10 protein-coding genes and 2 pseudogenes are annotated in these 12443 nt (G+C 67.1%); 9 read left to right on the forward strand and 3 right to left on the reverse strand.

The window, feature by feature from the left end; translation table 11 throughout:
• Window positions 1–113: 113 nt before the first annotated feature.
• Window positions 114–2046: pseudogene (locus tag WS91_RS28895) on the reverse strand (methyl-accepting chemotaxis protein).
• Window positions 2047–2612: 566 nt separating this feature from the next.
• Between WS91_RS28895 and WS91_RS28900 the strand changes: the two are divergent.
• The 7 genes from WS91_RS28900 to sufT all read left to right on the forward strand — a co-directional run bounded on the left by WS91_RS28900 (window position 2613) and on the right by sufT (window position 10053).
• Window positions 2613–3809 carry an NnrS family protein gene (locus WS91_RS28900; protein WP_059671499.1) on the forward strand — a complete coding sequence of 399 codons (1197 nt, stop codon included), beginning with the start codon at window positions 2613–2615 and terminating at the stop codon, window positions 3807–3809.
• Between the two features lie 467 nt (window positions 3810–4276).
• Window positions 4277–5731 carry a Fe-S cluster assembly protein SufB gene (sufB, locus tag WS91_RS28905; RefSeq protein WP_059671506.1) on the forward strand — a complete coding sequence of 485 codons (1455 nt, stop codon included), beginning with the start codon at window positions 4277–4279 and terminating at the stop codon, window positions 5729–5731.
• 29 nt (window positions 5732–5760) lie between these two features.
• Window positions 5761–6531, forward strand: coding sequence for a Fe-S cluster assembly ATPase SufC (sufC, locus tag WS91_RS28910; RefSeq protein ID WP_059584182.1), 771 nt, complete (start codon window positions 5761–5763; stop codon window positions 6529–6531).
• A gap of 4 nt (window positions 6532–6535) precedes the next feature.
• Window positions 6536–7789 (forward strand): SufD family Fe-S cluster assembly protein, encoded by a 1254-nt coding sequence (locus WS91_RS28915; protein WP_059671500.1) that lies wholly within the window; start codon window positions 6536–6538, stop codon window positions 7787–7789.
• Window positions 7782–9020: an aminotransferase class V-fold PLP-dependent enzyme gene (locus WS91_RS28920; RefSeq protein ID WP_059671501.1), complete on the forward strand. Its 1239-nt coding sequence runs from the start codon at window positions 7782–7784 to the stop codon at window positions 9018–9020. Before WS91_RS28915 ends, WS91_RS28920 begins: the two co-directional genes overlap by 8 nt.
• Window positions 9017–9508: a Fe-S cluster assembly sulfur transfer protein SufU gene (gene sufU / locus WS91_RS28925; protein WP_059671502.1), complete on the forward strand. Its 492-nt coding sequence runs from the start codon at window positions 9017–9019 to the stop codon at window positions 9506–9508. The genes WS91_RS28920 and sufU overlap by 4 nt, the downstream gene beginning before the upstream one ends.
• On the forward strand, window positions 9505–10053 hold the full coding sequence (gene sufT, locus WS91_RS28930) for a putative Fe-S cluster assembly protein SufT (protein ID WP_059671503.1): 549 nt from the start codon (window positions 9505–9507) through the stop codon (window positions 10051–10053). Before sufU ends, sufT begins: the two co-directional genes overlap by 4 nt.
• A gap of 281 nt (window positions 10054–10334) precedes the next feature.
• Here the strand turns inward: sufT and WS91_RS28935 are convergent, their stop codons facing one another.
• Entirely contained in the window at window positions 10335–10631 is a 297-nt protein-coding gene (locus WS91_RS28935; protein WP_059671504.1) for a DUF2249 domain-containing protein, read from the reverse strand.
• 191 nt (window positions 10632–10822) lie between these two features.
• Between WS91_RS28935 and WS91_RS28940 the strand changes: the two genes are divergently transcribed.
• A complete protein-coding gene (locus WS91_RS28940; RefSeq protein ID WP_059647785.1) occupies window positions 10823–11308 on the forward strand; it encodes an RrF2 family transcriptional regulator in 486 nt (161 codons plus the stop codon).
• Between the two features lie 151 nt (window positions 11309–11459).
• Here WS91_RS28940 and WS91_RS28945 read toward each other — a convergent pair whose 3' ends face one another.
• On the reverse strand, window positions 11460–11885 hold the full coding sequence (locus WS91_RS28945; RefSeq protein WP_038750756.1) for a bacteriohemerythrin: 426 nt from the start codon (window positions 11883–11885) through the stop codon (window positions 11460–11462).
• 399 nt (window positions 11886–12284) lie between these two features.
• On the opposite strand from WS91_RS28945, the pseudogene WS91_RS28950 reads away from it, so the two are divergent.
• Window positions 12285–12443: pseudogene (locus WS91_RS28950) on the forward strand (ubiquinol oxidase subunit II); the annotation flags it as partial.

Raw genomic sequence — 12443 nt, forward strand, 5'->3', positions numbered from 1 at the left:
CGTTTCATTGTCGGGCGTGCAGTGCGAACGGACTTGATGCAAGTCAACCTCCGACGTCGCGCACGTGCCGCTCGCGGCGCGGCGCGCGTATACGCTGAAGGGCTGTTCGCCCGCTACGCGAGCACGAAGCGCCCTACGAGTTGTCCCATGTGCTCGGCCTGCTCGCGCAGCGACGCGCTCGCCGCCGCCGATTCCTCGACGAGCGCCGCGTTACGCTGCGTCACTTCGTCCATCTGCGTGATCGCCGCGTTGACCTGTTCGATCCCTTCGCTTTGCTGCTCGGATGCCTTCGCGATTTCGCTCACGACGGTATCCACGCTGCGAATCGATGCGTTCACGCTGCGAATCGCGTCGTCCGCGCGCCTGAACAGCGACGAGCCGTCGGTCACGTGCCGGATCGATTCGTGAATCAGTTCCTTCACGTCCTTCGCGGCGCTCGCGCTGCGATGCGCGAGCGCGCGCACTTCGCCCGCGACCACCGCGAACCCCTTGCCCTGCTCGCCCGCTCGCGCCGCCTCGACGGCCGCGTTCAGCGCGAGGATGTTGGTCTGGAACGCAATGCCCTCGATCACCGACACGATGTCCGCCATCTTGTTCGAGCTGTCGTGGATCTGCGTCATCAGCGACACCGCATGCCCCACGATCCGGCCTGTCGGCCGCGCGCTCGGACGCCTGCGCGCTCAGCGTGCTCGCGTGCGAAGCGTTCGATGCGTTGTGGCGCACCGTCGACGTCAGTTCCTCCATGCTCGCCGCCGTTTCCTCGAGCGACGCCGCCTGCGTTTCGGTGCGGCCCGACAGATCGAGATTGCCCGCCGCGATCTGCTGGCTGCCGACCATCACGGAATCGGCGACGCGCCGCGTCTCGGTCAGCGTCTGCGCCCATACGTCGAGCAGCGCGTTGAAGCCGCGCTTGATGAACGCGAACTCGTCCTTGCCGCTCACCGCGAGGCGCCGGCGCAGATCTCCGTCGCCCACCGCATGCATGCAGGAAGACAATTGCGCGACGTCGTCATGCGTCGACATCGCGAACGCGACGAACAGATAGAGCGCGCACGCGACGAGCGCGACGCTCAGCGTCATGATCGCGGTCACCTTCATCTGCTCGGCGTGCGCGCGCGCCGCGAGCCGCTCGCGCAACTGCTGCGCGAGCGCGCCATGCGCGCGGTACAGTGCGTCGATCGCATCGCTGCCTTGGCCAAAGTACGTCTTCGCGTCGATCGACGCATCGCCGCCCGCGAGCGAGGCCGCCGTGCGCTGAAATGCCGCGACCGAGCCGAGATCGATGCCGCCCGGCGTCTGCGCGCCGCCGCCGGCGCCGCGCGTGCCGTTCACGCGTTCGAGGTGATGCCGAATCACGCTCATCTGCTCGGCCAGGCCGCTCGCGCGCACCGCGAGCTCGCGCTTGTCGGCGTCGCCGAGCGCGCCGCTGCTCAGCGCGGCCGAGCCCTTGCCGCGCAACACGCCGACGGTCTCGGCCGTGCCCGGCAGCACGAACAGCACCGAGTCGATCAGGTGATAGTTCGATGCGTCCGGATCGACACCAAGCTGCGAGGCGACCGCCAGATCCTTCTCGAACAGAAAGATCGAATGGATGACGTCGGTGTGCGAATCGAACAGCGCCGCGGCGGATGTGCCGAGCCCGCCCGTCGCCGCCTTCGCGTACTGGCTCGCGAGCGCGTCGATCGGCGCAACGACATCGAATCGGCCGGTGTCGCGCACCTGCTGCTTCAATGCCGCGACGAGACGCTCCGCGCTCGCGCTCGCCGCGTCGAATTTCCCGCGCATCGCTTCGTTGCCCGCGAGCACCGAAGCGCCCGCGCCGCGCCGCACCTGCACGGCCTTCAACAGATCCTGCGTCGTTTCGAGGATCGAGATGCCGTCGCGTTCGCTTTGCGTCGTCGCATAAGCATGCAACGCGACGGCGAGCGTCGCGTAGAGCGCCGCAACGAGCGGCACGATGAACAGCGCGGCGAGAATCGCGAGCTTCCTGGGCAACTTCATGCGCGCCATCAAGCGCATTCCAGGTCCAAATATTTGCTTGCTCATTCCTGCCCCTTTTCGATGTGATGAGACGACCGTTTCGGCCTCGTTTCCGCCGTATACGGATCGTTCGACCCGACACTTAAGCGAACTTAAGCAAAATCAATCGTCAGACATCGCCATCAAAATCTTCGCCACATCGCGCAAATTGCGCGAGCTGCACGTATTGCGCACACCGACGCAGCCGTTTGCGCAATACGTGCAGCTCGCGCACGCATGATTCGACGTTCGCGCACGCTGCGTCATTTGTACGCATCGAACGCGGCGCCTCCGAATTCGTGCGTCGCTGTGTCGCATGCTCGGCAATGCTCGGCTTTCCTGAACATTTCCTGACGCAGATCAAAATCGCGCCCGATGTCGGATACCCGCAACGCATTCGATCAAGAATCTCCGTACGCGCGCGACGCATCATCCATGCGGGAGCACCGCGCCACGCGGCCGTTCGTCGGTGGGCCGGCCGGCTCGTTCGCCGCCGCCGCGGCATCGCGACCCGCGGTCGCGCACGAGCGTTGGACCCGCATCGATTCACGCATTAAGATACATAATGTATGCATCTTAACCGGAGAGCCAACGTGAAGATCCCGCTCGCGACCCATCAACCTTCTCGGCAGCCCACCGGCCTGCCGGTGCTGCGGCTCGGGTTCAGGCCGTTTTATCTCGGCGGCGCTTATTTCGGGATCGTGTCGATCGCGCTCTGGCTCGCGTCGCTGCACGGGTTTCCAGTGGCCGGCCGGTCGCCCGCGATGAGCGGCCTTGCGTGGCATGTCCACGAGATGGTGTTCGGGTTCTCGGCCGCGATCGTCGTCGGCTTTCTGCTGACGGCGATCCGAGCATGGACCTCGCGCGATACGCCGCACGGCGCGCAGCTCGCCGCCCTTTGGCTGCTATGGGCGGCGGGACGCCTGCTCGTCTGGGCGGGCCCCGAACCGCTCGCCGCCGCCGTCGACTCCGCGTTCCTGCCGATCACCGCGCTCATCCTGCTGCGCGTGCTGCTCGCCGCACGCAACCATCGCAACGTGTTCCTGACTGTCGCGCTCTTTCTGCTCGGCGCGCTCAACGCGCTCTTTCACTGGTGGGCCGCCCACGGACGCCTCGATCTCGCGCTGCAAGCCGCGTATTCGGCCATCGGTCTCGTGTTGCTGTTCGTCGTCGTGATTGCCGGCCGCATCGTGCCGACGTTCACGATGAACGCGATTCCCGGGTTCGCGGTCAAGCGCTGGAAATTCGTCGAGACGCTCGCCGCGCCGGTCACCGTGCTCGCGCTCTGCGCGGATGCGATTGCGCTGCCCGGCGCGCTCGTCGCCGCCGTCGCGTTCGCGGCGGCCGCGCTGCACGCGACGCGCATCGTCGGCTGGCGCTCGTGGCGCGTCGGCGCGCGGCCGATCCTGTGGATCTTGCACGTCGCGTATGCGTGGGTGCCGCTCGGCTTCGCGATGCTCGCGCTCGCCGCGCTCGACGTCGCGCCGCACTCGCTCGCGATTCACGCGCTGACGGTCGGCGTAATCGGCTGCGCGATCGTTGCGATGATCACGCGCACCGCGCTCGGCCATACCGGCCGGCCGCTGCGTGCGGGACCGAACGAAATCGCATGCTATTGGCTGCTGATCGCCGCGACGCTCGTGCGCGTGTTCGGGCCCTGGGTCGCGCCCGACATGACGAGCGTCTGGATCGATGCGGCGGGCGCGTGCTGGGTGGCGGCGTTCGCCGTCTATGCAATGCGCTACACGGGCTACCTGACTTCGCCGCGCATCGACGGCAAGGCGGGCTGAACCGGACGCGCGTCACCGTTGGGTTCGCGGCGCACGTGAGACGCGGGCAAGACTGCACGTTTTCGGAAAATACCGCGACGACCGCCGCGTCGCGCCTCGACAGATCATCGCGGAACGCGCGCCCGGATCGAGACGGACTCCGAAATACTTTTTCGCTATCCGCTTGCATCGCGGCATCCGGCGAATCGCCTCGTCACTCGAACGCGTATTTCGTTGCTTGCCATCGCGCGCCGCACCATCACATCGGCTCGGCTCGCGGCACGCGCGGACACGCCGCTGCCTTCGCGTTCGCGCGCACAGCTCGCAAAGACACGACTCGAAGCAGGGTCTCCACGCCTTCGCTTGCGGCCCACCACATAGATGCATACCATATACAACAATTAGGATGATCGACCGATCCGAGTCGCGCGATGCGCAGCGCTTCGCATCGCACCGTCGTGACCGCCCTGCTCTACACGGATTCGCCCATGCTCAACGTCGCCCCACCCACGCCGCTCGCCCGAGCGCTCGAACAACCCTACCGGCAAGGATTCGTGACCGACATCGAATCCGATGCGCTGCCGCCCGGCCTCGACGAAAACGTCGTTCGCGAGATTTCGCGCCGCAAGCGCGAGCCGGCGTTCCTGCTGGAGTGGCGGCTCGCCGCATTCGAGCGCTGGCTCGCGATGACGCCGCCCGACTGGGGCAAGCTACGCATCGCGCCGATCAATTTCCAGGCGCAGTCGTACTATTCGGCGCCGAAATCGCTGAAAGACCGGCCGAAGAGCCTCGGCGACGTCGATCCGAAGCTGCTCGAGACTTACGAGAAGCTCAACGTGCCGCTGCACGAGCGCGCCCGGCTCGCCGGCGTCGCGGTCGACGCGGTGTTCGATTCCGTGTCGGTCGGCACGACCTTTCGCGAACAGCTCGCCGAAGTGGGCGTGATTTTCTGCTCGTTCTCGCATGCGGTCGAACACCATCCGGAGCTGATCGAGCGCTATCTCGGCACCGTCGTGCCGCCCGCCGACAACTTCTACGCGGCGCTGAATTCGGCCGTGTTCTCCGACGGCTCGTTCGTCTATGTGCCGCAGGGCGTGCGCTGCCCGATGGAGCTGTCGTCGTACTTCCGGATCAATGCGCGGAACACCGGTCAGTTCGAGCGCACGTTGATCATCGCCGAGCCCGGCAGCCACGTCAGCTATCTCGAAGGCTGCACCGCGCCTCAGCGCGACGAGCATCAACTGCACGCGGCCGTCGTCGAACTCGTCGCGCACGACGACGCGTCCATCAAATATTCGACCGTGCAGAACTGGTATCCGGGCGACGCGAACGGCGTCGGCGGCATCTACAACTTCGTGACGAAGCGCGGGCTGTGCGCGGGCGCGCGCTCGCGCATCGCGTGGACGCAGATCGAAACCGGGTCCGCGATCACGTGGAAATATCCGAGCGTCGTGCTGCGCGGAGACGAATCGAGAGGCGAATTCCATTCGATCGCCGTGTCGAATCACTGCCAGCAGGCCGACACCGGCACGAAGATGATCCATCTCGGCCGCAATACGCGCAGCCGAATCGTGTCGAAGGGCATCAGCGCCGGCCGCGCGCAGAACAGCTACCGCGGCCTCGTGCGCGTGGCGCGCACGGCCGAAGGCGCCCGCAATCACACGCAGTGCGATTCGCTGCTGATCGGACCGCAGTGCGGCGCGCACACGTTCCCGTACGTCGAGAGCGCGCGCGGCGACGCCGTCGTCGAGCACGAAGCGACGACGACGCGCATCTCCGAAGACCGTCTCTTCTATTGCCAGCAACGCGGCATCGATCCGCAGGAGGCCACGGCGCTCATCGTCGGCGGTTTCTGTCAGGCCGTGCTCGAAGCGCTGCCGATGGAATTCGCGCTCGAAGCGAAAGCGCTGCTCGCGGTATCGCTCGAAGGCGCCGTCGGCTGATCCCACACATGAAGAACCGAGGAACCACCATGAATCGATCCGAACCCTTGCTGCAGGTATTCGATCTGAGCGTCGACGTCGCGGAGCGCCGCGTGCTGGAGTCGGTGTCGCTTACCGTGCCGGCGGGCGCGCTCGTCGTGCTGATGGGCGCGAACGGCAGCGGCAAGAGCACGCTCGGCATGACGCTCGCGGGCCACCCGGCCTATCGCGTCGCGCGCGGCCACGTGCGCTTCGACGGGCATGACCTGCTCGCGATGACGGTGCAGCAGCGCGCGCGCGCCGGCCTGTTCCTGTCGTTCCAGGCGCCGCCCGATATTCCCGGCGTGAAGAACAATCTCTTCGTGCGCACCGCGCTCAATGCGGTGCGCGAAGCGCGCGGCGACACGGCGCTCGACGCCGTCGATTTTCTCGGCGACGCGCGCGCGGCCGCTACGCGCGTCGGCCTGTCCGATTCGATGCTCAACCGTTCGATGAACGAAGGTTTCTCGGGCGGCGAGCGCAAGCGCAACGAGCTGCTGCAACTCGCGCTGCTGCGACCTCGGCTCGCGATGCTCGACGAGATCGACTCGGGCATGGACGTCGACGGCGTGCGCGCGGCGATCGACCTGATCGGCCGGCTGCGTGAGCAAGGCACCGCGTTCGTGATCGTGTCGCATTACCTGCAGATGATCGAATCGCTCGCGCCCGATACCGTGTTGCTGCTCGATCGCGGGCGCATCGTCGAATCCGGCGATCTCGGTCTGGCGCGGGATATCGCGGCGAAGGGCTTCGTTCGCACGAACGCACTCGCGGAGGCCTGACGCGATGACGACCACCGACACCGAACGGATCGCCGCGCGAGCGCGGCTCTCTGAACGCGGCTGGGTCCCGCGCCGCGCCGAATCGTTTCGCCATCTTCCGCCGCCCGCCGCCGACGCCTGGCTCGGCGACGACGCTCGCCGCACGCGATCGGCCGCGCCGAGCGCGCCGGCGCGCGCCGGCTGGCTGCTTGCGCCCGTCGGCTCCGGCTCGCTCGGGCATGTCGACGCACGCTGGCTGGGCACGGCCGATCCCGCCGAGCGCGCCGCATTGTTCGCGGATCTGCCGACGTCCGGCGAAGGCGACGCCGCGCCGTTCTTCTGGGCGCATCGCGCGCTGTGCGAATCCGGCCTGCGTCTGCGCATCGGCAGCGGTTCAGCGCAATGCCCGCCCGTGATGCTTCAGTTGCGGTTGCAGCCGCACGCGAGCGTCGAAGCGCCGCTCGTCGTGATCGACGTGATGCCCGGCGCGCGCTGCGTGCTGATCGAATCGCACGGGCACGAAGCCGCGGGCCGCAACGGCCCGATCACGCAGAACCTGCGGGCGCATATCCGGCTCGGCGCCGGCGCGTCGCTCTATCATTTGCGCGTCGCGACGCCTCGCGCGCTCGACCGCATCGCGCATCACGTACACGTGCAGCTCGAGTGCGGCGCGCAATATCGGCAATCGCTGCTCGCGGCGAGCAGCGAGTACCACCTGCAACGCACGGTGCTCGATCTGCGCGGCGAGCATGCGCTCGCCCGCGCCTCCGGCGTGCTGTTCGCATCCGCGCACGCGAAGCTCGAACAGCAGATGCGCGCAACGCACGCGGCGCCGCGCACGAAGAGCGCGATCGATTCGCTCGCGCTCGCGAGCGGCAACGCGCAGATCGTCGCAAACGCGTTCTCGTCGATTGCGGCGGGCGCATCGGGTGCCGATCTCCGGCAGCGCCTGAGCGGCATTCCGACGAGCGGCGAACCGCGCGTCGTGCTGCGGCCGCATCTCGAGATCCATCACGACGACGTGCAGGCGGCGCACGGCGCGACGTGGGGCGCATTGCCCGAAGACGCGCTCTTCTACGCATGCCAGCGCGGCCTCGATCGACGCGATGCGCGGGCGTTGATCATCGCGGGCATGGCGCGCTCGGCGCTCGCGCGCGGCATCGACGCGCCCGGCATGCTGGAGACGCTCGGCGGCGATACGCTCGTCGCACGCGAGGTCGAACGGCATCTGGCCGAACAGGCGGAAACAACGGCGGCAACGGAGGTTCGCCATGGGTGACATGCTGCGCTCGGCGACGATGGTGAACGCGTTTCCCGCACTCGCGCAGCGCGTCAACGGCGCGCCGCTCGCCTATCTCGACAACGCGGCGACGACGCACATGCCGCGGCCCGTTCTCGACGCGATGCGCCGCTTCGACGAGCGCGATCGCGCCAACATTCACCGCGGCGTCCACACGCTGAGCCAGCGCGCGACCGACGCCTACGAGCGGGCGCGCGACACGCTGACGCGTTTCGTCGGCGGGCGCGCCGATCATCTGCTCGTCTTCACGTCGGGCACGACCGACGCGCTGAATCTCGTCGCACACGGCCTGTCGCTCGCGGGCCATACGCGGGCCGTGCTGCAGGAAGGCGACGAGATCGTCGTCAGCGCTCTCGAGCATCATGCGAATCTCGTGCCGTGGCAGATGGCCGCGCGCCGCTGCGGCGCGCGGCTGCGAATCCTGCCCCCGGACCCTGAGGGCCGCCTGCACGTGAAGGATCTCGAACGATTGCTGACGCCGCGCACGCGCGTGTTCTCGGTGACGGCCTGCTCGAACGCGACCGGCGAGCGGCCGCCCTACGAAGCGCTGCTCGCCGCCGCGCACGCGGCAGGCGCGCTGACGGTGCTCGACGCCGCGCAGGCAATGAGTCACGAAGTGCCGGACCTGTCGACGCTCGCGTGCGACTTCGCCGCATTTTCCGGCCACAAGATGTACGGGCCGATGGGCACCGGCGCGCTCGTCGGCCGCCGGGAGGCGCTCGATCGGCTCGTGCCGCTGCGCTTCGGCGGCGACATGGTGAGCTGGGTCGGCGAAACCGACGCGACGTTCGACGCATTGCCCGCGAGGCTCGAAGGCGGCACGCCGAACGTCGCGGGCGCGATCGGAATGGCGGCCGCCGCCGACTATATCGACGAAATCGGCCGAGAGGCGATCGACGCTCACGTGCGCGCGCTGCGCGACCACGCGGCAGCGGGCCTCGCGGCGCTCGACGGCGTGACCGTGCTCGCCGCGCACACGTCGTCGGCGATCGTGTCGTTCGTCGCCGACGGCGCGCATCCGCACGACATCGGCACGTTGCTCGACGAGCGCGGCGTCGCGTTGCGCACGGGCTATCACTGCGCGCAGCCGCTCCTCGAGCGGCTCGGCTGCGGGCCGACGACACGCGCATCGTTTGCGCTGTACAACACGCACGACGAGGTCGAACGACTCGTGGCCGGCGTCGCGCATGCACTCGAGGTATTGCGATGAATTCGACACTCTCCCTCGCTGCGCCCGCCGACGCGCGAAACACGCTCTATCAGGAACTCGTGGTCGAGCACAAGCGCGCGCCGCGTCACTTCGGCAAGCTCGCCGATCCGACGCACGAGGCGCGTGGGCACAATCCGCAATGCGGCGACGATCTGAAGGTGCAGTTGCGCATCGAAGGCGGCCGGATCGGCGACATCCGCTTCGAAGGCCACGGCTGCGCGATCTGCATCGCGTCCGCGTCGATGATGACCGAGGCCGTGATCGGCCGCGACGTCGAAGCCGCGCGGCAGCTCCAGCAGCGATTCCGCGCGGTGCTCACCGGCCAGGCCGAGCACGACGAGGCCCATCTCGGCAAGCTCGCGAGCCTCGTCGCCGTGCGGCGCTATCCGAGCCGGATCAAATGCGCGCTGCTCGGTTGGCACGCGCTCGCGCACGCGCTCGACACGCGCGCGACCGATGCGTCCGAACACGAGGCGCACGCATCATGAGACGTCCGAAAGAAACGGTCGTCCTGCAACGGCCGGTTGCCGTCGAATGCGTGCCGTCCGGCGCGCCGCTCGACCTGCCCGCGGGCACGGTCGCCGACGTCACGCAGGCGCTCGGCACGAACTTCACGCTCGTCGTCGGCGGCCAAATGGTGCGGCTGCGCGGCGCGGATGCGGACGCGATCGGCCGGCCACCGCCCGACGAGATCGAAGCGCCGGACGGCCCCGTCTCGCACGACGAGGCGCAAGCGTTCGTCTGGCGGACCATGAAGACCTGTTACGACCCGGAGATTCCAGTCGACATCGTCGAGCTCGGCCTCATCTACGCCTGCATGATCGAGCCCGCCGAGCACGATCGCTTGAAGGTATCGATCAGGATGACGCTGACCGCGCCCGGCTGCGGAATGGGAGAAGCGCTCGCCGACGAAGTCGCCGACAAGGTGCTCGCGCTGCCGTTCGTCGGCGAGGTCAACGTGGACATGGTGTTCGATCCGCCGTGGGATCGGTCGCGGATGTCGGAGACGGCGATGCTCGCGCTCGGTCTTTGAAGAAACGGCGCTGCGACGCGGCGAAGCATGAGCTGTCAAAGCCGGCCGAAAGCGCCGTGACGCCCGCGCTTGCGGGCGTTTCCTTTCGCGGACGCTGTCCGCGCCGACGTAACGCGGCGCGACATGACGCGACGCGCCGAACATCCGTGCGAACATCCGTGCGGACATCCGGCGAACGACGCCCGCCGCGCATTCCCGCCCGCCGCCGTTCATGCGGAGCGACGCGACGCCAAGCGCGGACACCGCGCCATGTTGCGTCGCGCCGCGTCAAGCCGTGCGATTCAACCGCCGCAGCCGCCGCCCGAGCAGCAGCTGTCGCCCGCATCGTGCCCGAGCGCGCCGTCGCGCTTCGCGATCTGCACGCGCCACTGCGACGGTCCCGCCTCCAGGTACGTCCATTCGAACGAATCGGCCGCGAGTTGCTCCAACTGGTAATAGAGCGGCTTCGGATCGTGATCGTTGATCAGTTGCAGCGCTTCACCGCCGGGCAACGCATCGAAGGTGCCGAAGATCAGTGCATGGCGCTTGTGATGAGGAATCCTACGAACGTCGATGACGGATGCGTACTGCTCGCTCATGGCATAGCCCTTGAAAAGGAGAAAGACGCGGCGCGCGACCCGTGTGGAACGCCCGCCACCCGCCGGGAAGTGCCGTCGGCGATTGCCCGGCTTGCAACATGCAGCCGTTAGCTATATAAAGTGCATGTATTGCGCATCTTATAGCGCGCCACCCTCGATAGCAACATTGAATATGCATCTTTTTGCCACGTATGCGACTCTCTGAATACACGGACTACACGCTGCGCGTGCTGATGTATTGCGCGTCGAATCCGGATCGCCTCATCACGATCGCGGAGCTCGCCGAGCGCCACCACGTGTCGAAGAATCACCTGACGAAGATCGTCAACAGCCTCGCGCGCCAAGGCACGCTCGAGACGACGCGCGGCCGGGGCGGCGGCGTGCGTCTCGCGCTGCCGCCCGAGCGTATCGGCATCGGCGACGTGATTCGCGCATCCGAAACGGACTTTCGGCTCGTCGAGTGCTTCGACCGGAACACGAATACGTGCATGCTCGCGGCGAAGTGCCGGCTCGAGCGGCTGCTCGACCGCGCCTTGCGCGCATATTTCAAGGAACTGGACGGCGCGACGCTCGCGGATCTCGTCGGCCCGCCACCGAAGAATGGATTGAGCGCGGCCGAGAAGATGCACGAATTCGCGATCGCGATGCCGGCGAAAGCGGCCGCGCGAACGCGATGACGGGTTCGCGTTCGCACGCGAACGGGCGCCGCCGCGCGCCCGCTTCTCACGAATGCGGCAGTCGATCGTCGCGCGGCTGAATCGGCCGCGCCCTCTTCCGCAGTCGCTTCCGCGCCGCCGCCGGCGCCCGGCCGACAGCGGCGAAGCCGCGTCAGACTTCGGTCCGCTCGTCGAGCATCGCGAAGTTGAGCATCTTCAGGTGGGCGACCATCATCGAGTCCATCGTGCGGACGTGATGATCGAACCAATCCGATACTTCCGCCAGCAGCCGGCGGCCCAGTTCGAACTGCGCGTCGCGCGCGATCTTGTCGCGCACGGACGCCGCCACTTTCAGCACTTCGTCGTGATCGGCCGCATGGCAGTACTGCGGCCCGAACTTCGTGCTCGCCATCCAGCGCTCTTCTCGTTCGAAGTGCTGACGGCAGTGATCGATCCAGACGTCGAACGCCTGCAGGAAGTGCGCGTCGTCCGCGCGCGCGGCTGCGTCGAGCAACTGGACGAATTCCGTGTGAACGGCATCGACGAACGGATCGTCGAGCTTCAGCTCGGGCTTCAGGTTGGGTGAAGGATCTTGCATCGGAAAGGCGGTGTAGTTCGTGATTCGATAGGCGACCTGACGGATCGCGTCTTCGAAGGTACATGCCGCCCTCGCCCTTCGCTCGCCGATCTTCGTTCACGTTGATTCAACACAAGCTTTTCGGAGCATACGGCCTCGCCCATACGCGCAAAGCCGGCGCGCGGCGTGTCGGCTTTCATTTTTCCGCCACTGTCTTTCCAACCCATTTTGGGCCGTGCATCGGGCTCGTCTGAACATGCATCAAGACCTCGCCCCATGCGTTGTTTGCGAATCGTCAACATGCAACCCGCGAAATTCCGCTACATTCCGCCGCCAAAGCGACTGGTTGTCGCATCGAGTGCGACGAATGCGTTTCGGCGTCTCGCTAGGCCTGCTTCATCACAAACTTAGGCAAATTCAATGATCCGAAGAATAACGAGTAGAGCGTCCGCGATCCTGCGATTAGGACTCGTCGCGGGTCTTTCCGGATGCAGCGAGCTGCACGTGCTCGATCCGAAGGGCGCGATCGGCGCCGCGGAGAAGGCGTTGATCGCCACGTCGACGTGGGCGATGCTGATC

The sequence above is a fragment of the Burkholderia sp. MSMB1498 genome (assembly GCF_001526245.1).
Classification (GTDB): domain Bacteria; phylum Pseudomonadota; class Gammaproteobacteria; order Burkholderiales; family Burkholderiaceae; genus Burkholderia; species Burkholderia savannae.